At 29.9% G+C, this 19,473-nt stretch carries 19 protein-coding genes; 11 read left to right on the forward strand and 8 right to left on the reverse strand.

What is annotated here, in order from left to right; genetic code table 11:
• Window positions 1–180 precede the first annotated feature (180 nt).
• Genes Q0J35_RS00910 through Q0J35_RS00945 form a run of 8 tightly spaced genes read left to right on the forward strand, consistent with a single transcriptional unit; the run spans window position 181 to window position 7,095 of the window.
• Window positions 181–1,428 (forward strand): anthranilate synthase component I family protein, encoded by a 1,248-nt coding sequence (locus tag Q0J35_RS00910; protein ID WP_297192142.1) that lies wholly within the window; start codon window positions 181–183, stop codon window positions 1,426–1,428.
• A complete protein-coding gene (gene trpD / locus Q0J35_RS00915; RefSeq protein WP_297192144.1) occupies window positions 1,425–3,038 on the forward strand; it encodes an anthranilate phosphoribosyltransferase in 1,614 nt (537 codons plus the stop codon). The genes Q0J35_RS00910 and trpD overlap by 4 nt, the downstream gene beginning before the upstream one ends.
• Complete coding sequence (locus tag Q0J35_RS00920; protein ID WP_297192146.1) at window positions 3,028–3,618, forward strand: phosphoribosylanthranilate isomerase; 591 nt, start codon at window positions 3,028–3,030, stop codon at window positions 3,616–3,618. The genes trpD and Q0J35_RS00920 overlap by 11 nt, the downstream gene beginning before the upstream one ends.
• Window positions 3,615–4,790: a tryptophan synthase subunit beta gene (gene trpB / locus Q0J35_RS00925; RefSeq protein WP_297192148.1), complete on the forward strand. Its 1,176-nt coding sequence runs from the start codon at window positions 3,615–3,617 to the stop codon at window positions 4,788–4,790. The genes Q0J35_RS00920 and trpB overlap by 4 nt, the downstream gene beginning before the upstream one ends.
• Complete coding sequence (gene trpA, locus Q0J35_RS00930; protein WP_297192150.1) at window positions 4,783–5,529, forward strand: tryptophan synthase subunit alpha; 747 nt, start codon at window positions 4,783–4,785, stop codon at window positions 5,527–5,529. Before trpB ends, trpA begins: the two co-directional genes overlap by 8 nt.
• Before the next feature lie 53 nt (window positions 5,530–5,582).
• Window positions 5,583–6,002, forward strand: a complete 420-nt coding sequence (locus Q0J35_RS00935; protein WP_297192152.1) for a hypothetical protein — start codon at window positions 5,583–5,585, stop codon at window positions 6,000–6,002.
• Window positions 5,999–6,313, forward strand: coding sequence for a flagellar motor switch protein FliN (fliN, locus tag Q0J35_RS00940; RefSeq protein ID WP_297192155.1), 315 nt, complete (start codon window positions 5,999–6,001; stop codon window positions 6,311–6,313). The genes Q0J35_RS00935 and fliN overlap by 4 nt, the downstream gene beginning before the upstream one ends.
• Window positions 6,310–7,095: a hypothetical protein gene (locus Q0J35_RS00945; protein ID WP_297192157.1), complete on the forward strand. Its 786-nt coding sequence runs from the start codon at window positions 6,310–6,312 to the stop codon at window positions 7,093–7,095. The genes fliN and Q0J35_RS00945 overlap by 4 nt, the downstream gene beginning before the upstream one ends.
• On the opposite strand, the gene Q0J35_RS00950 is transcribed toward Q0J35_RS00945, so the two are convergent.
• From Q0J35_RS00950 to Q0J35_RS00965, 4 genes are all read right to left on the reverse strand, one after another.
• A complete protein-coding gene (locus Q0J35_RS00950; RefSeq protein ID WP_297192159.1) occupies window positions 7,085–8,560 on the reverse strand; it encodes a Ppx/GppA phosphatase family protein in 1,476 nt (491 codons plus the stop codon). The two genes, Q0J35_RS00945 and Q0J35_RS00950, sit on opposite strands and share 11 nt — an antisense overlap.
• Before the next feature lie 10 nt (window positions 8,561–8,570).
• Window positions 8,571–9,239, reverse strand: a complete 669-nt coding sequence (gene hsrA / locus Q0J35_RS00955; protein WP_297192161.1) for a homeostatic response regulator transcription factor HsrA — start codon at window positions 9,237–9,239, stop codon at window positions 8,571–8,573.
• Between the two features lie 93 nt (window positions 9,240–9,332).
• A complete protein-coding gene (gene plsY / locus Q0J35_RS00960; RefSeq protein ID WP_297192815.1) occupies window positions 9,333–9,965 on the reverse strand; it encodes a glycerol-3-phosphate 1-O-acyltransferase PlsY in 633 nt (210 codons plus the stop codon).
• A gap of 283 nt (window positions 9,966–10,248) precedes the next feature.
• Window positions 10,249–12,339 (reverse strand): RNA degradosome polyphosphate kinase, encoded by a 2,091-nt coding sequence (locus Q0J35_RS00965; protein WP_297192163.1) that lies wholly within the window; start codon window positions 12,337–12,339, stop codon window positions 10,249–10,251.
• Window positions 12,340–12,402: 63 nt separating this feature from the next.
• Here Q0J35_RS00965 and Q0J35_RS00970 point away from each other — a divergent pair, with 63 nt between their 5' ends.
• On the forward strand, window positions 12,403–13,329 hold the full coding sequence (locus Q0J35_RS00970) for a glycosyltransferase family A protein (protein WP_297192165.1): 927 nt from the start codon (window positions 12,403–12,405) through the stop codon (window positions 13,327–13,329).
• 105 nt (window positions 13,330–13,434) lie between these two features.
• On the opposite strand, the gene Q0J35_RS00975 is transcribed toward Q0J35_RS00970, so the two are convergent.
• A complete protein-coding gene (locus tag Q0J35_RS00975) occupies window positions 13,435–14,388 on the reverse strand; it encodes a Ppx/GppA family phosphatase (protein ID WP_297192816.1) in 954 nt (317 codons plus the stop codon).
• Window positions 14,389–14,447: 59 nt separating this feature from the next.
• On the opposite strand from Q0J35_RS00975, the gene Q0J35_RS00980 reads away from it, so the two are divergent.
• Together Q0J35_RS00980 and pdxA are read left to right on the forward strand one after the other, a co-directional pair.
• Window positions 14,448–15,215, forward strand: coding sequence for a pyridoxine 5'-phosphate synthase (locus tag Q0J35_RS00980; protein ID WP_297192167.1), 768 nt, complete (start codon window positions 14,448–14,450; stop codon window positions 15,213–15,215).
• Complete coding sequence (gene pdxA, locus Q0J35_RS00985) at window positions 15,212–16,345, forward strand: 4-hydroxythreonine-4-phosphate dehydrogenase (protein ID WP_297192168.1); 1,134 nt, start codon at window positions 15,212–15,214, stop codon at window positions 16,343–16,345. The genes Q0J35_RS00980 and pdxA overlap by 4 nt, the downstream gene beginning before the upstream one ends.
• Here pdxA and Q0J35_RS00990 read toward each other — a convergent pair.
• Genes Q0J35_RS00990 through Q0J35_RS01000 form a run of 3 tightly spaced genes read right to left on the reverse strand, consistent with a single transcriptional unit; the run spans window position 16,326 to window position 19,434 of the window.
• A complete protein-coding gene (locus Q0J35_RS00990) occupies window positions 16,326–17,600 on the reverse strand; it encodes a (Fe-S)-binding protein (RefSeq protein WP_297192817.1) in 1,275 nt (424 codons plus the stop codon). The two genes, pdxA and Q0J35_RS00990, sit on opposite strands and share 20 nt — an antisense overlap.
• Complete coding sequence (gene hemN, locus Q0J35_RS00995) at window positions 17,600–18,955, reverse strand: oxygen-independent coproporphyrinogen III oxidase (protein ID WP_297192170.1); 1,356 nt, start codon at window positions 18,953–18,955, stop codon at window positions 17,600–17,602. The genes Q0J35_RS00990 and hemN overlap by 1 nt, the downstream gene beginning before the upstream one ends.
• Window positions 18,955–19,434, reverse strand: a complete 480-nt coding sequence (locus Q0J35_RS01000; RefSeq protein ID WP_297192172.1) for a DUF2603 domain-containing protein — start codon at window positions 19,432–19,434, stop codon at window positions 18,955–18,957. The genes hemN and Q0J35_RS01000 overlap by 1 nt, the downstream gene beginning before the upstream one ends.
• Window positions 19,435–19,473 lie beyond the last annotated feature (39 nt).

The raw sequence follows: 19,473 nt of genomic DNA on the forward strand, positions 1-19,473 counted from the left end.
TTATAAAGTTTAGACTAAACTTAGAAAATTCAAAGAAGGATTGAGATGTGTTGAAAATAGAATATAACTCATTTATTGTGCTTTCGTCTTTCTTTATTCTTTCCTCTTTTTTTAACTCCTTGTATCTTTGGCGTAGCTAAATTTTCCTAAATTAATGTTATTTTTTACTAAGGATTTTTTATGTTAAGCAAAGAAGCAAATTTTTACTACAAACAAATTTTAAAAAGATATGAAAATTCATATCTAGCAGAAGATGATACTAAAGTTATAATAGGTATTGATGTAGAGTATTTAGATTCTAATAATATGGATTTTAGTGAATTTAAAAGAGTCTTTTATGAGGCAAGTGCAAAAAAACACAGCTTTGATTTGGCTGGTTTTTTTGGTGTGTTTTCTTTCGATTTTATATCCTTGATAGAGGATATAAAAATTTGCGAGAAAAAAAGTTATGATTTTCCTTTATTTTTATTCGCAAACGCTAGAGCTTATTTACTTTATGAAAAGCACTCAAAGATGTATTTTAAATTTGGTGCTGATAAATATTTTTCTTTTTTAAGTGATGATTTTATAGAAGAAAAAGAAGATAAAGACTTTTTTTTTGAGATTGAAAATGACCTTGATGAAGAGAAAAAAAGCTTTTTTGATATGCTTGATAAGGCAAAAAGCTATCTTTTGAGTGGAGATATATTTCAAGTAGTATTAAGCAAACAGCTTTGCATAAGACATAATATAGATAGTTTTGACTTTTATCAAGTGCTTAGCAAGAAAAATAAAAGTCCATATATGTTTTATTTTCCTACAAAATACGGCACAGTTTTAGGCTCTTCGCCAGAGCTTATATTAAGCATTAAAAATAAAGAGCTTTTTTTAGCACCAATAGCAGGAACTAGAAAAATAGATGAAAATAGCGACAAAGAAGCTCTAAAAAGGGATCTTTTAAGCGATGAAAAAGAGCTTTGCGAACATAGAATGCTTGTTGATTTAGCAAGAAATGATATATCTAAATTTGCTGAAAAAACTAGGGTTGAAAAGGTGTTTGATATAGTTACATATCAATTTGTAATGCACTTAGTAAGCTCTGTTTATGCGAATTTAAAGAAAGACGCAAGTATTTTTGATGCTATTTGTGCTACTTTTCCAGCAGGAACCTTAAGTGGAGCACCAAAAATAAGAGCTTTAGAAATAATTTCTGAGCTTGAAAATTTAAACAGAGGTGTTTATGGTGGTGGCATAGGTTTTTTAAGATTTAATGAAGATATACTTTTAGCCATACTCATAAGAAGTGCTATATTTATAAAAGATAAAGCATTTATCGCAAGTGGTGCAGGTATTGTCATAAAAAGCGATAATGAAAAAGAATACGAGGAGATAAAGAGCAAAAGACAGAGTTTGCTTTATGCTTTTGAATGTTTGGGAGCTAAGATATGATTTTGCTTATAGACAACTACGATTCTTTTGTTTTTAATGTCAAAACTATGCTTGAAAGTCTTTATGATGGTGAAGTTAGATTATTAAGAAACGACTGTGTAACTGTTGATGAAATCAAAAAGCTAAAGCCCGAATTTATAGTATTAAGCCCGGGACCAAAACACCCAAAAGATAGTGGAGTGTGTTTGGATATTTTTGAATCAAGATTAGAAATCCCAATACTTGGCATTTGTCTTGGACATCAAGCTTTGGGACTGTGTTTTAAATGCAAAATTGCAAGACTTAAAGAAGTAGCACACGGCATAAGTTCTAAAATTTACATACAAAACGAAGGGCTTTTATTTAAAGATATGCCAAAAAGTTTTGAAGTGATGAGGTATCATTCTTTATGCATAGAGAATTTAAGCGATGATTTTGAGCTTTTAGCAAAAACTAGCGATGATATAGTAATGGCTATAAAACATAAAAATTTGCCTTATTTTGGAGTTCAGTTTCACCCTGAAAGTTTTTTTAGTGAATATGGACTTAAAATTTTTGAAAATTTTTTAAGCCTGAAAAAACAGCAAAAGAAAGAAGAAGCAAAGAATTTAGCCTTTTATCTAAATAAAATTCAAGATAGTCATAAATTAAGCGAAGCTGATTTTGCAGATATTTGCAAATTAATAATATCAAAGGAGTATGAACCTATACAACTTGGTGCTTTGCTTGTTTTGATTACTGAAAAATCTTTAGATGAAAATTCTTTAAGCTCCCTTGTAAAGTCTGTGCTTAAATATTCGCAAACTTTTAGTGATGAAAGCGATATGATAGATATAGTAGGCACTGGAGGAGATGGTTTTAAAAGTATAAATGTTTCAACAACAGTTGCTTTTATACTTGCAAGTCTTGGATTAAAGGTCGCAAAGCACGGCAACAAAGCTATATCAAGCTCAAGCGGGAGTTCTGATGTTTTAGATGAGCTTGGAATTTGTAGTTTTAATAGCATAAGCAAGCATAAAAAACTTTTAGATGAAAATGGTTTATCCTTTTTTCACGCTCCTTATTTTCATTCTTTAGTCGGCGAGATAAAAGATGTGAGAACTAGGCTTGGAGTAAAAACTGTGTTTAATGTTTTAGGACCTTTGTTAAATCCAAATTTAAAATTAAAATATCAGATGATGGGGAATTATCACGCCCCTGTGCATAAACTTTTAATAAAAGTTTTAAAAAAATTAGGTAGAAAAAAAGCCTTGCTTGTGCGTGGCAATGATGGTATGGACGAGCTTAGCATTTGTGATGACAGTAAAATTTACGAACTAGACGATGGAAAATTTTTTTCTTATAGCATAAGTCCTGAGCAGTTTGGGTTTAAACGAGCTATGTATCACGAGATAATCGGCTCTAATGCCAAAGAAAATGCTAAAATTTTGTTAGATACTATAAGTGGTAAAATTCAGGGTGCAAAGCTTGATATAGTAGTTTTAAATGCAATGTTTGCTCTTTACACAGCAAAAATAGTAGATAATCCTTTAAAAGCCAAAGATATGATTTTAGAAGCTATTTATAGTGGTAGAGTTTTAGAATTTTTTGAAAATTATAGAGAAAAAACGAGACTTTTAAATGAAGATTAAAGTTTGCGGCATAAAAGATGAGGAAAATTTAAAAGATTTGTGTAAGCTTGATATTGATTATATAGGTTTGATTTTTGCAGAGAGTAAAAGAAAAGTAAGTTTTAAAAATGCTGAAAAGTTAAGTAAAATAGCAAGGTCTAATGCCAAAAAAGTGGTTGGGGTTTTTGTAGATGAGGAGGATAGTTTGATCTTAGAAGTTTGTAAATTTTTAGATGTGATACAAAGTTACAAGATGATTAGTGAAGCTTTTTTTAATAAACTAAAAGCCCTTAACAAAGAAATTTGGCAGGTTATTAGTGTAAAAGATGAGCTTATTTTGCCACATAAAATTTACTGTGATTACGTTCTTTTTGATACAGGAGGAAAAAATAAAGGAGGAAATGGCTTTAAATTTGATTGGAATCTTTTAAAATATTATGATAAAGATTTTATTTTGGCTGGAGGCATAGGGCTTGATAATATAAATGATGCTATAAAAACAGGTGCTTTTGTTTTGGATATAAATTCAAAAGTTGAAAATGAACAATTTTTAAAAGATGTAGAGCTTGTAAAAAAGATACTTAAAAAGGTAAAACAATGAATAGATACTACGCAGAATTCGGTGGGCAGTTTGTCCCAGAAACAGGTATAAGTGCTTTAAAGGAACTTGAAAAAGCTTTTTTAAAAATAGCTTTTCAAAAGGATTTTAAATCCGAGTTAAAATCTCTTTTAAAAGACTATGTAGGTAGGAAAACACCTCTTTATTATGCTAAAAATTTAAGCAAACATTACGGGCATGATATTTATTTAAAAAGAGAGGATTTAAACCATACCGGAGCTCATAAAATAAATAATGCCATAGCCCAAGCTTTACTTGCTAAAAAAATGGGTAAAAAAAAGATAATAGCTGAAACAGGGGCAGGACAGCACGGTTTGGCTACAGCTACAGCTGCCGCACTTTTAGGACTTGAGTGTGAAATTTTTATGGGTGAAACTGATGTAAAAAGGCAAGAGCTTAATGTGCAAAAGATAAGATTATTGGGTGCTAAGGTAAATTTAATAAATACGGGCTTAAAAACACTTAAAGAAGCTACTACAGCAGCTATTCAGAGCTGGATAAATGAGATAGAAACTTGTTTTTATGTTATAGGTTCTGCAGTAGGACCATACCCATATCCACAGATAGTTACTCATTTTCAAAGCATAATAGGCAAAGAAACTAAAAAACAGTTAAAGAAAATTGGGAAAAAAGCTGATTATATAATAGCTTGTGTTGGTGGAGGAAGTAACGCAATAGGTATGTTTTATGAATTTTTAAATGATAAAACTGTTGGTTTAATAGGAGTAGAAGCGGCTGGATTAGGTATAGATACTCCTTATCACGCAGCTACTTTGACTAAGGGTAGGGTAGGTATTATACACGGTATGAAGACTATAGTCTTACAAGATGATTATGGAAATATTTTGCCTGTGCATAGCATTTCTGCTGGACTTGATTATCCAGGAGTTGGTCCAATTCACGCTTATTTACATAAGGTAAAAAGGGTAAAGTATTATGCTATAAATGATGATGAGTGTATTAATGCTTTAAAACTTCTTTGCAAATTAGAAGGCATAATACCAGCCATAGAAAGCTCTCACGCTCTTGCATATCTTGAAAAACTTTGCCCTACATTAAAAGAAAAATCCGTAATAGTCGTAAATCTTTCTGGCAGAGGCGATAAAGATATGCATTCTGTTTTATCTTATAAAAAAGGAGAAATTTATGGTTAGTTTTAAAAATCTTTATAAAGATAAAGCTAATGTAGCTTATATAGTTATGGGTTATCCAAATTTAGAACTTTGCGAGGAATTTTTAAACAGACTTGATGAAAGCGATATAGATATAGTCGAGATTGGCATACCATATTCAGACCCTATATCAGACGGTAAAATTATAAGTGAGGCAGCTCTTAAAGCTTTGCAAAACGGTGCTGATATAGAAAAGGTTTTTGAAAGTTTAACACGAGTTAAAACCAAAAAAACTCTAACCTTTTTAGTTTATTACAATTTAATTTTTTCCTATGGTATAAAAAAATTTGTAAGTAGAGCAAAAGAGGTGGGCATAAAAGGACTTATAGTGCCAGAGTTGATTTATGAGGAAAATGAAATTCTTTTTAAGGAGTGCAAAAAAGAGGGTATAGCATTAATAGCCTTAGTAAGTTTAACCACTCCAAAAGCAAGAATAAAGAAAATAATATCAAGAGCAAGTGGTTTTGTTTATGCAATAGCTAGCATTGGTATAACAGGTGGAAAAAAGGCTGAATTACAGTCTCTTAAAACTTTAGTAGAAAATATTAAGGAAATAAGCGACTTGCCCGTTTTTGTCGGTTTTGGTATAAAAAACGCTAAAGACGTGAAAGATGTGAAAAAAATTTGTGACGGTGCTATTGTAGGCACACAGATAGTGAAAAGTTTTGAAAATGGCAATATAGATGAAATTTTAACAAAAAGCAAGGAGCTTTTTTCTTAGAATTGTTTTTATTTTGTTATAATTACAAAAATATAAATAACAGGAGATAAAAAATGCTTGAAATAGTGGATTTTTCCATAAAACATTTTTTTGAGGAAATTTTAAAACAAAACCTAAAAAAGGCAAATGATATAGGCGGTGAGCTTTATGGTTCTTCTATAGTTCTTAATAGTAAAATTCAAGGAGATTTTGTATTTTATCTATTTTTTCCAAAAGAAGTTCTTGATAAATTTAGACAGGTATTTTTAAAAAATATGGTATTAAAAGAAGATGATTTGTGCGATTTATCAAAAGAATGTGCCAATGAAATAATAGGCTATGCAAAAGTTAAATTAAATGATAACAAAGATGAGTTTAAACTCGGAGTTCCTGAGTATCTAGGAAGAGTTGATTTTGCTAATTTCGAACTAGATAAAGAATTAACCTATAGTATAGATAATTTTAATTTTAGGATTGGTTATAAAAAATCATGAGTGAGCAGCTCAACGAATACGGCGATCATATGGGACTCTTGGAGTCCTATGAAGATATTTTAGATATAACTGTTGATTTTGTTAGCGAACTTGGTATGACGAGTATGAGCGTGAGTGATCTTTTAAAACTCGATGTTGGCTCTGTTATAGACCTTGAAAAACCAGCCGGAGAAAGCGTTGAGCTTTATATAAACAAAAGAATCTTCGGCAAAGGCGAAGTTATGGTTTATGAAAGAAATTTAGCCATTCGTATAAATGAAATTTTAGACTCCAAAACAGTTCTTCAATACTTTAAAAAAGAAATACAATGAAGTATTTTTTATCGCTTCTTTTTTTATCTTTGCCCTTATTTTCTGCTAATTTAGTAAGCTATAACATATATGATAGAGAAGATAGGGTAGATATAATGCTTTCTTTTGACAGTGCCTATGAGGCATCTGTTAAGAAAGACATAAAGAAAGGATTTATATTATTAAGCTTTGATTCTCTTAAAAGCAAGAAAGAAGAAGCCAAAGAGTTAAATTCAAAACTTGTCAAAAAGGTCCTAATAAGCCCTCAAAACACAAAAACAGCTATTATGCTAGAAACAAAAGATGATGTAGATATTGATTTATCAAGCGTAAATGATAAATTTGGGCTTAGAGTAAGAGTTTTGCCAAAGGGAGTTACTCTTGCTAATACAACCCCTCTTAGTCTTATGGAAACAAATTCAAGCATACAGACTAAAGCTTCTAGTTTGGAAGGATTTGATTTGGCAAATTATGCTTTAGTTCTTACTATTTTGCTTGGAATTTTATTTGCACTTTGGTGGCTAAAAAGATCGTTTTTGTTAAAAAATAACATAAATACAAAAAATTTTCGCATTGTTTTTCAAAGACCGATTGATAGAAGTAACCAATTCATAATATTAGAATATGAAAAAAAAAGATATACAATGATAATAGGCAACTCAAATTTAGTTTTAGAAAAACAAGACATAGATGAAAAAGATTTAGATACAAGTTTAAACAAAAAAGATAGAAATTTTGACAGCTTTTTTGAGGAAAATAAAAGAAAAATTCAAAACCTACTTAGCAAAAGGACTAATAATTAGGTTTTTGATTTAATGCTAAAACTATATTTGTGTTTGGTAGAGCTAGTTTTCTAAATTCGTCTTTTGCTACATCTATATTTGCTTTTGAATATATGTAAAGTGTATTATTTTTGTATTCAAAATCAAGTCTTTGTTTGTTAGAATAATGTTGTGAAAGCAGTCTAGCCACAGCTAACATAAAATTTAGCCAAGTTATTGTCTGAATATCTGGCAGCAACTCTTTGTAGTTTTCTAGAAAAAATGGATTTATTTTTTTGCCAGAAAATTTTATAAGCATTGCTATTAAAGTTTTATCCTCGTGAGAAAAGTTGTAATTTAGGGCATTTAGTATAAAATAAGTGCTATGTTCATTAGCGAAATAAAAATTGAGATAAGAGCCTATATTGCATAATTTTGCAGCATTTATTAGTATTATTTTGTATTTTTTATCGAGCTTGTGTGAAAGTTGTAATTTATCAAAAAGCTTTATACAATAAATATGCATTAAATTTCTATCATCTTTATTTAAAAATCTATCTTGCAAAGAACGAACGCTAGGATTAAAATTTGATGGAAATTTTTTATTTGCTGGTAAAATATCATTTAAAAAAGCACCCTCTCTAACGCCAACCCCACTTGTTATAACTTCTTTTATACCTATTTTTTGTGCTATTTTTAAAAAAATTAAAGCACCTTCTTTTATAGTATCAAACCTTTCTTTTTTTATGCCATAATTTGATAGATTTTCAAATTCTGTGTCTATTATTTTTTGTATATGTTTTTTTTCATCATCTAGTTTGTATTTAAATTCGTGTAGTGTTTTTATCGGGTAGGAATTTTTTTGCATTATAGAGCTAGATATAGCTCTTAAGCTACCGCCTATGGCTATTAGATTTTCATTTTTAAAATGCTGCGGTATAGATTTTAGCGATTTTTCTAAAAATTCATCTAATTCTTTTAGTTTATTTGAATCATAAAAAAGTTCTTTTAGTCTAACAGTGCCTATATCAAGTGATATGCAGTCATTTATTTCTCCATTTTTTATAAGACAAAGTTCGCTTGAGCCACCCCCTATGTCAAGTGTAACGGCGTCTTTTACATTGCTTATTAAATTTAGAGCAGCCAAGCCTCCAAGATAAGATTCCGTTTTACCGTCTATGCATTTTATATTTAAATTTAGCTTATCTTTGATTCTTTTTATGAAATCTTTAGAATTTGGGGCATCTCTTAGGGCAGATGTGCCTATTATTATAATTTTTTTACATTTATGTTTGAAAGCCATTTCTTTAAAGTATGCAAGGGTGTTTTCCGTTCTTTGCATAGCTTCTTCTTGTAATACTTTGCCATTGTTGTATGCATTTTCGCCAAGTCTTACCTTTCTTTTATATTCAGCAAATATATGAAAGGCAAAACGAGAGGTTTTTTCAAAGATGACCAATCTAACAGAATTGGAACCCAAATCTACTATAGCAGTCCTCTTTGCCATATTTTATCTTTTATTTTTTAGGATAGCAAAAACGGTATCCCCTTCTGCGTACGGTTTCTATTGTGGAGATATTAAGAGGTTTGTCCATCTTTTGTCTGATTTGATTAATTGCTACTTCTATTACATTTGGTGTAACTAGTTCAGGTTCTTCCCATATAGCGTCTAATAGTTGTTCTTTAGATACTATTTGATCAGAATGCCTTGCTAAATGGGCTAATACCTCAAATGGCTTTCCCTTTAACTCTATATCTTGCCCCTTATATGTTATTTTTTCTTCATCTGGATTTATGGTTAGCTCATTTATTTTTATGACATTAGAGCCACCCATACGAAGTCTTATTTCTATTCTTGTTAAAAGCACGTCGAAATTCGCATTCTTTTTTACATAATCATCAGCACCGCATTTTAAAGCTTTTATTTCATCTTCAACTTCATTTTTTGAGGAAGTGATTATAACGACTGTTCTTGGAGATTTTTGTTTTATTGTATTTATTATATCAGACCCATCTCCATCCGGTAAATTCCAGCTAACTATAACTAAATCATAGTGTCTTATACCTATGTAATATTCTCCATCTTTGAAATTTTCAGAAGAATCTGTTTGGTATCCTAACTCATTTAGATTACTTACTATCGCTTTGTTAAGAGATAAGTCTTCTTCTATAACTAAAATTCTCATCTTAAGCCTCATAATTTAAATAATTAATTTATCACTATAATATCACAGTTTAAGTAAATATTCAAAAAAGTTTAAAAAAAATTTAATAATTACTTATAAAACTTTTTTCTCTTCTTTAAATACGAGCCTTTTTATGTTAGGTATATGCTTATAAAACACTATAAGACAAATCAAAATCACTGGTGCGTGTGTGTTGATACTCATATCTTTGTGGATTATAAATGATAAGATTATAAAACATAAAGCCGCACACAGCGATGATAAAGACGAAATTTTAGAAATTTTTAAAACTATAAACCAAACACAAAAAGATACTAATAGCTCTATAGGTAAAAGTGCTGCCATAACTCCAGCACCTGTAGCCACTCCTTTTCCACCGTCAAGTGCTAAATAAAAAGAAAAACAATGCCCAAGCACAGCAAAAAAACCTATACTCCAAAGAAAAGAATCATTGCATCCTAATAATTTAGCTATGATTATAGGTAAAAAAGCTTTTAAAAAGTCTAATATCAAAGTAGCCAAAGCGAGCTTTTTCGCAAGTTTTTCATCTTGTTGTTTTATGGTTCTTAAAACATTTGTAGCACCTATGCTATTGCTACCTACTTTCTGTATATCAACATTTGCAAACATTTTTGCTATAAGCAAACCAAAAGGAATAGAACCTAGAAGATATATAGCTATATATATAAGCAAATTTGCATTATTAGAATTTAAAACATCATATATTCCTATACTTGCTATGAAATACAAAAAACAGCTTACATAAAGTCTTAAGTCATCAAAATCTATTTTTCTAAAACTAATGTAATAAAATGCAAAGGCTGCTAAAAGTCCGTAAAATACGTGAGATAGTATAGTGCTTTCTTCTTTGAATGCTGGCACAGAAGAAATACAAATTCCAACTAAAATTCCAAAAATAAACGTAAAAACATACTTTTGCATAAGCTATATACCTTTATAATCAAGTCCAAGATTTTAATCTAAGACAACTTAAGCCTTACTTAAGGTATTAGTTTTCTTTAAAAAGTTTTGAGCTTAGATAATCCGCTCTGTTTTGCCCCGGCGTCTTTGTCATAACTTTGTAAATTTTATTTATGTATTCTTCTAATTTGTATTGACTGTTTAGACCTTTTGCTTGACTTTGTTTTTTTACTTTATGATAATTTCCTTCGCTATCAAGCTCGTAAGCTAGTTCATTATCTTCAAGCTGAAGTTTTAAAATTTGAGCCAACTTAGCTCTTGATTTTTCATCAAAAATAGGAGTCATTAGCTCAAGCCTTCTATCTAAGTTTCTAGGCATCCAATCAGCACTTGATATAAAATAATTTGGCTCACTATGTTTGAAATAAAAAATTCTAGCGTGTTCTAGGTATTTTCCTATTATGCTTCTTACCTTTATGTTTTTACTAAATGATAAATTTGGTTTTAAGCAGCAAATTCCTCTTATTATTAAATCTATTTTTACCCCAGCTTTAGACGCTTCATAAAGGGCTTTTATAACATCGCTATCAACTAACGAATTCATCTTTGCTATTATTGCACCTTCTTTGCCTTTGCTAGCTTCTACCCTTATCATTTTTATGATATTTTCTTTTATTTGTCCAGGACTCATAGAAAGCGTGGATAGTCTTTTTGTTTTGCTAAATCCAGATAGTATGTGAAAAAATATCGTGCTATCTTGTGCAAAGTCTATTCTACTTGTAAAATAGCTAACATCTGTGTAAATTCTAGCAGTGCTAGCATTGTAATTTCCCGTGCTTAGATGCATATAAAATTTTAATTTATCATTTTCCCTTTTTATGATTTGACAAATTTTTGCATGCACTTTAAAGCCGGCTATCCCGTAGATAACATGTGCCCCAGCATCTTCTAAGGCTTTTGCCCAGTGAAGATTGTTTTCTTCATCAAATCTAGCTTTAAGTTCAACCATTACAGTTACTTGCTTGCCGTCATTTGCTGCGTCTATTAAGGCTTGAACGATTTTTGAATTTTTTTCCACTCTGTAAAGTGTCATTCTTATGGAGATTACATCATTATCTTTACAAGCTTCTTTTATAAGTTTATAAACAGGATCAAAACTTTCGTAAGGTTGGAAAATTAGCACATCTTCTTTATCTATCACCTCAAATGCGGATAAATTTTCATTGAAAGGGTGTAGTGTTTTTGGTGTGTAGTGAGGCAGTAACAAGTGTGCAAAGTCTTTATTAGAAACTATTTGCCATAGCGTTGATAAATTTAGCAAAATAGAGTATTCATATATATCTTTTGGAAAAATTTTCATATTATTTGATAAAAATTCTTTTATTTGTTCATCTGCATCTTTTTGAATTTGAAGACGGACAAAAGCACCTTTTCTTCTAAGCTTTAAACCTTGCTCTAAAAGCAACATAAAATCATCCGCTTCTTCCTCTTCTATATCTATATCAGCATTTCTAGTTACTCTAAAAGCTGCTGATGAAAGCAGTTTATATCCGGGAAATATATCTTCTGCGTGTTTTTTTACTATACTTTCTATTGTTACATAGACATTTGAGCTTACCGCATAAAATCTAGGCAATAGTCTTGGAATTCTAATCATTCCAAATTTAATAACATCTTCATTTAAACTATCGCAAAGCTTAACTGCGAGTGCGAAAGAAAGATTGTTTAAATGCGGAAATGGGTGCGTAGCATCAACAGCTATTGGGACTATTAAAGCAAGTATATTAGAAAAGAAAAAATCATCACATTTTTTTTGCAAATCTTCACTTAATTCTTCATAGGCTTTTATATGGCAATTTTCTTTTTTTAAATCTTCTAAAATTTCGTTAAAGTATTTTTCTAGTAGAGGTTGCTCTTCTCTTATATATTTTCTTATTTCTTTGAGTTGCGTTAAAGGCGAAAGCTCATCATCTCCGCTAGTATTTACACCGGCTGCAAATAATTTTTTAAGCCCAGCAACCCTTATCATATAAAACTCATCTAAATTTGTGCAATAAATAGCTATAAATTTGAGCTTTTCAAGTAGTGGTATATCATTGCTGCACTGATCTAACACACGAGTATTAAATTTTAGCCAAGAAAGCTCTCTATTTAAAAAAAGTTTAGGTGAAGTTTGCATTATTTAACCTTTATTTATGATGTGTTATTTTATCATTTAATCTTTTGATTTAAATTAAATTTTATGATAAAACACTGTTATAAACCAAAAATATCTATAATAATGCCTTTTAGAAACTGTGCTAAAACCTTAAGAAAAAGCATCTCAAGCTGTTTAAATCAAAGCTTAAAAGATATAGAACTTATAGTGCTTAATGACTGTAGCGATGATGATGGTGCTTGTATAGTCAAGGAGTTAGCTAGTTTAGATTCTCGACTTGTATTTATAAACAATACCGAAAGATTAGGTATATTTGCCAGTAGAAATTTAGGGCTTTTATCAGCAAGATCAGAACTTGTTATGTTTGTTGATGCAGATGATATTTTATGCGAGAAAGCTTGTGAAATTTGTTTTAACGTGGCTTTAGAATTTAGCGATGTTGATTTATTTTGTTTTGAAGCTTTTGTGCAAAGGTCTAAAAAGAAGTTATTTTATAAGATAAAGCAAGATAAAATTTATGAAAGAGATGAATTTCTAAATTTTTTAAGTAGGCAAAAGCATTTTTATCACAGTGTTTGGGCAAAACTTTTTAGAAAAAAGAACGTTTTAAAGGCACTTAGCTGTGTAAATATGAATGAAAATTTAAATTACGCAGAGGATTTGCTTTTTTATTATTTAAATTTAATCTGTGCTAATAAAATTTTTTGTTCTAAAGAAGTGATTTACACTTACTGTTTTAATGAAAATGGAGTGTTTAATAGCAATGACGAGAGTATTTTGAATGAAAACATAAAACACAAAGCAAAGGTTTTGGATATTTTTAAAAAAAATAGCAAAAAAGATAGGACGGCTTTTTCTAAACTTTTGCTTTTTATTCAAATGCAGGACTTAAAGGATCTTAAATTTAGACTTAAAAAGATACAAAAAAGGCTTAGCTTTTTAGACAAGTTTTTATTAAAACTAAGAAGAAAGAGAAGAAAAAGAATCTTAAGAACGTATAAAAAAAATTAATTTTTTCACAATATTTTCACATAGTGAAAATATTGTGAAAAACACTGTATTTTTTATTTACTTTTAAGCTTTTATGGTAAATGATTAGCAAAATAAGGCTTAGCATTATTTATGTTTATTGTAAAAATCTATACAAAGACCTTCTCTTATGCCTTCATCTATTACTATTAATTTTTGTTTTTCAAATAAAGCATAAAGCAAAAAGCAACCAGCAACTATATAATTTTTGCGTTTTTTGCCAAGCAATAAGGCAGCTTTTTCTTCACTCATATTATAAAGTTTTATTGCAAAATGCAAAAAATCACCTGCATACAACTCTTTTCCATTTATTAAGCTTGATTGATATTCACTGTATTCAAGCCCTTGTTTTAAGGCTACTATCGCAGTTGGAACGCCTGAATTTAAGATAACTGTTTTGCATTTGTATTTTTTTAAAAAACTTTTTGCATTAGCGCTTTCTTTAAATGCTAATATAGCCATAGCCCTTAGCCTATCATCTTTAATTAGTCCATAAAGCTTAAATTTTTTATCTCTTGTTTTGGTATTTAGATTAAAATCATTATATTTTTTAGATATGTATTTAAGGCTTCTTTCATAAAAACTGATGATTCCAAAATCAAAACTTTTGCTAAAATTTTTAAATGATACTTCGCAAGATGCACCGCCTAAATCGCAGTAAGCCAAGTTGTTAGCATAAAGTCCTAGCTTTGAAAGCCCGTGTTTCATACCCAATACAGAAAGCCTAGCTTCTTCTTTTGCGTCAATTGTTTTAAATTTTATATTGAATTCACTGTATATTTCATCAAAAATTTCTTTCGTATTTATAGCTTTTCTAAAAGCTGCGGTTGCCACTGCATTGACATTTTTCATATCAATTTCTTGATTTTTCAAATCATATAAAGCGTTTTTTAAAAGAGATATAGCCTCTTTTGAAATTTTCTTGCTTTTGGATAGATTTTTAGCAGCACCTATTATATACTCGTATTCTTTAAGCAAGTCTAATTTTTCATTCATTAGTGCAACTCTAAGTGTATTTGAGCCTAAATCCATACCTAAAATCATTTTTTTTCCTTTTAAAATAGAGTATAATTTTACTTAAAAATTTTAAGGACTTGTAAATGCTTTTAGGAGTGAATATAGACCACATAGCTGTTTTAAGGGAAGCTAGAATGGTAGATGATCCAGATTTGCTAGAAGCTGCTATGATAGCGGCAAGATATGCTGATCAAATAACCTTACATATAAGAGAAGACAGAAGACATACAAATGAAAAAGATTTAGAACATATATTAAAACATTGCAAGAGTATTGTAAATTTAGAATGTGCAAATTCTAAAGAAATGATGGATATAGCTTTAAAATTTAAGCCATTCAGGCTTACTTTTGTTCCAGAAAAACGACAAGAGCTTACAACTGAAGGCGGTTTGAATTTAAAAATACCAAATTTAAAAGAAAATATAAAAATTTTAAAAGAAAATGATATAGAATTATCCCTTTTTATAGAGCCAAATTTAGACGATGTTAGACAAGCTAAAGACTTAGGTGCTGATTTTGTAGAGCTTCATACAGGGAAATTTTCAAATTTATATAATGCTATTTTTACAAATATATTAAAAACTCCATACGCTTTAAAAGAATTCAAATTATCAAAAAAAGATCTTTTGTTTTTATTAAATGATGAAATTGAAAAGATAAAAATAGCCACAAAAGAAGCTGATAATATTGGCTTAAAAGTGGCAGCTGGACATGGGCTAAATTATAAGAATGTAAAGGAGATAGCAAAGATAAAGGAAATTGTTGAGTTAAATATAGGTCAAAGTATAGTTGCAAGATCTGTTTTTGTCGGCTTTAAGGCTGCTATATTAGAAATGAAAGAGCTTTTATGAAAGAAAAAATCGCTATTAGCATAGGGGATTTAAATGGCATAGGTGTAGAGATAGCATTAAGAGAACATAAGAAAATATCTAAGCTTTGTAAGCCTTATTATTTTATACACAAAGAGCTTTTAAAACAAGCTTGCAAAAAGCTTTCTTTAAAATTTCCAGATAAATTTAATCTAGTAGAATTCTCTGATAATGCCAAAGTTGTTTTTAAAAAACAAACTAATAAATCGATTTTTAAAAGTAGCTTGAATGTAAAATTTAGCACAAATTTTAAAATAAAACCAGGCGACATAAATTCTATCAGCGGAGCTTATTCTTTTGCCTCATTTAAAGCTGCTACTTTTTTTGTAAAAGAAAAAAAAGCTTCTGCTTTAGTAACTATGCCTATACATAAAAAGGCTTGGGCAGATGCAAATATAAGCTATAAGGGTCATACGCAGGCTTTGCGGGATTTTTTCAAGAAAGAGGTCATAATGATGCTTGGAAATGAAAAACTCTTTGTAGCTTTATTTACCGAACACATAGCACTTGCTGATGTAAGCAAAGAAATCACTGTAAAAAAGCTTTGTGATTTTTTTATAAATTTTTACAAGGAAAGTCATTTTAAAAATATAGGAGTTTTGGCTTTTAATCCCCACGCCTCCGATTTTAACACCATAGGAGGAAGAGAAGAAAAAGAGATAAAAAAAGCCATAAGAATAAGCAATGTGTATTTAAGTATAAGTGATGAAAAAATCTTACTTAAAGAAAAAAAGCTTTCGCAGGTAAAGAATTTACTGGATGAGCTCATTATAAACGAGGATTTTTTACATCACTGTGAGAAAAAATTTGATATACAAAATTTTTATCAAAACGAACCTTTAGTAGCTGATACAGCTTTTACTCCAAAAGCTTTAAAGAAAACAAACCGCTTAGTAAGCATGTATCACGATTTAGCTTTAGCACCTTTAAAGGCTCTTTATTTTGATGAAAGTGTTAATATAAGCCTTAATTTACCGATAATAAGGACAAGCGTAGATCACGGCACCGCTTTTGATATAGCTTATAAAAATAAAAATCCAAGCACAAAAAGCTATATACAAGCTGTAAAAATGGCTATAAAACTAGCTAAAGCTAGGAAGTTAAAGCCTTAGCAATAAGCTCTAAAGGGTTTTTGAAAATAACTTTGGAACTTATTTGGTGCAAGGAATTGCTAAGTTGCATTCTGCAAGCAGAGCATTCTGAACTCACTATATCAGCCATACTTTCATCTATTTGTTTAGCTCTTTTTAATCCAACTTGTAGAGATTTATCATAGTATTCGCTTTGCATACTCACTCCACCAAAACCACAACAAGAATTAGTATCTGATAATTCTTTAAATGTATAGCTTGTGTTTAAAAGCTCTCTTGCTTCCTTGTAATAAGCTTGCATTTTTTTTGCGTGGCAAGGATCGTGATATGTTACTAATAGGGATTTTTTGGATTTTTTTAGTAAATATTCTTTTAGTGGAGTAAAATCATAAAAATACTTTGTAGCTATGAAAATTTTAGATGAAATTTTTTTAGCTCTTTTTGCCCATTCATTTTCGTTTATGCTGTTAAAAAAGTGCTCATAATCGATTCTTATCATTGCAGAGCAAGTAGCTTCTGGTATTATTATAGCTTTTAAGCTTTCAAGTTTTTTTTCAAAATATTCTATATTTTTTTTTGCTAATACTTCTACCCTTTTAAAGTCTCCTGTAAAATATTGCGGTGCTCCACAACAAGACTGTGCTTTCATCAAATCAACATTTATTTTCAACTCTTTAGCTATATCTAAAACACTTTGTGCGGTATTTGTATAAGAGTAATTTGCTAAGCAACCCACAAAAAAACCTATGCTTTCATCTCCGCCATTATCGATGAAATCTTTGTTTGAGTTTAAAAAACTCTTTTTAGAAAGAGAAATTAAAAGTCTATCCTTTTTTATCATAGGTAAGGAAAATTTAGCTCTCATACCTTCATTTTTACTTTCGCTATCTTGTATGTGAAAGGCACAACTTTGAAATATGTATCCAAATTTAGCCACTATATCCATAATCTTTCTATTTGAAAGTAGGAAAAAGGCAAGTTTTTTATACCAAGCTATACCGATTTTTTTATTTATATCAAAGCGAATTTGTTCTATTGCAGAATCTACACGCAAAGAGCTAGGACACGCTTCAACACAGTTTGTGCATAAAAAACACGATTCAAAAATTTTTTTTAGATCTTTATTTAGCTTTAAATCACCATTTTTGTGAGCTGCTATTAAGTCTAAAAAACCTCTTGGAGAATGTGTTTCATCTTTACTTATACCATATATAGTGCAAGAAGGTATGCACTTGCCACACTTAACACAGGCTGAACTTATATCTAGCAAATTCATCATACAGTCTTTGAAAATACTTTTTTATCATCGCTTATATTTTTCATATAAGCATCAAAGCACATAGCTATATTTCTTATCAATAAAACCCCAGTTTCATTTACTATAATTTTTTTATCGCTTATATTGTAAAAGTCTTTGTATTCTTTTAATTCTTTCAAACTTTCAGCAAAATATTCAAAAAAGTCTATATTAAATTTTTCTTCTATGCTTTGTATATCAAGTGCAAAATTTGACATTAAAGACATTATAACTTCCTTTCTAAGCATATCATCATCACTTAGATAAATTCCTTTTTCAAATGGCAAACGAGAATTTGATATAGCTTCTTCATAACTTTTCATATCCTTGTAGTTTTGTGCGTAGTATCTTTTTCCTCCTCCTATGCTGGTAAGACCAATGCCTAATAAATTTGCACCGCCTTTTGTCGTGTATCCTTGAAAATTTCTATGCAAAGAACCATCTTTTAAGGCTTTAAATAGCTCATCATCTTTTTTTGCGAAATGATCCATTCCTATCATTTCATAAGAATTTTTAAGTAAAAACTTCTCACAATACTCTAAAATCTGCAATTTCACAGAGGCATTTGGCAAAGTATTTTCATCAAATTTCCTCATATTTTTCTTAAGCCACGGAACATGAGCATAGTTAAATATAGCCAGTCTATCCGGATTTAAAAGCAAAGCCTTATCAAGTGTTTTAGAAAAACTTTCAAAATTTTGAAAAGGTAGTCCGTATATCAAATCTATATTAACGGATTCAACACCTTTTGACCTTACAAGTTCAACAGCTTTTTTTGTAAGCTCAAAAGACTGTATTCTATGAATTTCTTTTTGCACCTTTTCATCAAAATCTTGCACGCCAAAGCTTATTCTTTTAAATCCCTCTTTGCTTAAAATGTCTGCTTGTTCTTCGTTTAAGAATCTAGGGTCTATCTCACAGCTAAGCTCTGCTTTCTCGTCGAAATTTACGAATATGGATTTTATTTTTTTAATTATTGAGTCAAGCTGCTTGGCTGAAAAAAAGGTTGGAGTTCCACCTCCAAAATGTAGCTGAATCACTTTTCTTTTAGTATCTGTAAAATTTTGTAAAAGTTCAAGCTCTTTAAACAAAAAGTCCAAATACCTAGTTTTACTTTCCTCTTTTGCTGTGTAAATTACATTACAACCACAAAAATAACAAGCAGACCTACAAAAAGGTAGATGCACATACAAAGATAGATCGTTTTTTTGAGATGCTAAAGATTTTATGTAATCCTCATAAGTAAAATTAGAACTAAATTCAACAGCGGTTGGGTAAGAGGTATATCTAGGACCTGCTTTGCTAAATCGAGTTAATGCTTTGTAGTCTTTCATTATTGATTCTTTTGTTCTAAAAAAGCTTGCACATCAACAAATAAATTTGGGTGCTCTTTTTTTATATTTGCGACCAGACTGTCTAAATCTATGCTAAAATCGTTAGCACCATTCATCATCTGCGTTTTTATTTCATCCATTGCGACTACCCACACATCATTAAAATCTATAGGAACTTGCTGAAAAATAGCTCTTTCAAGCCGTAATTCAAAATTTTCTTTTCTAAGTTTCCTTAAATTTTCCAACATATCCTTTATACTAGCTATAGATACAGCAGTATGCACTTCGTCATTTTCGTCTATGATGAACCACGGTTCAGGATTGTTATAGCTACCGTTTTTAAGGCTTAAAATTTTTTGATTATCAGAACTAGAAACAACTTCCAAAATGGTTTGTTGCTCTTTTGAAAGTCCTAAAGATTTGCTAAATTCATTTATCTTTTCTAAAGAAGTTCTTGGTTTAATAATTGTATTTTTCATAACATTTCCTTTTTAACTTTATGATTATATTAAATTTTA

It is taken from the genome of uncultured Campylobacter sp., assembly GCF_944323605.1.
Lineage (GTDB): Bacteria > Campylobacterota > Campylobacteria > Campylobacterales > Campylobacteraceae > Campylobacter_D.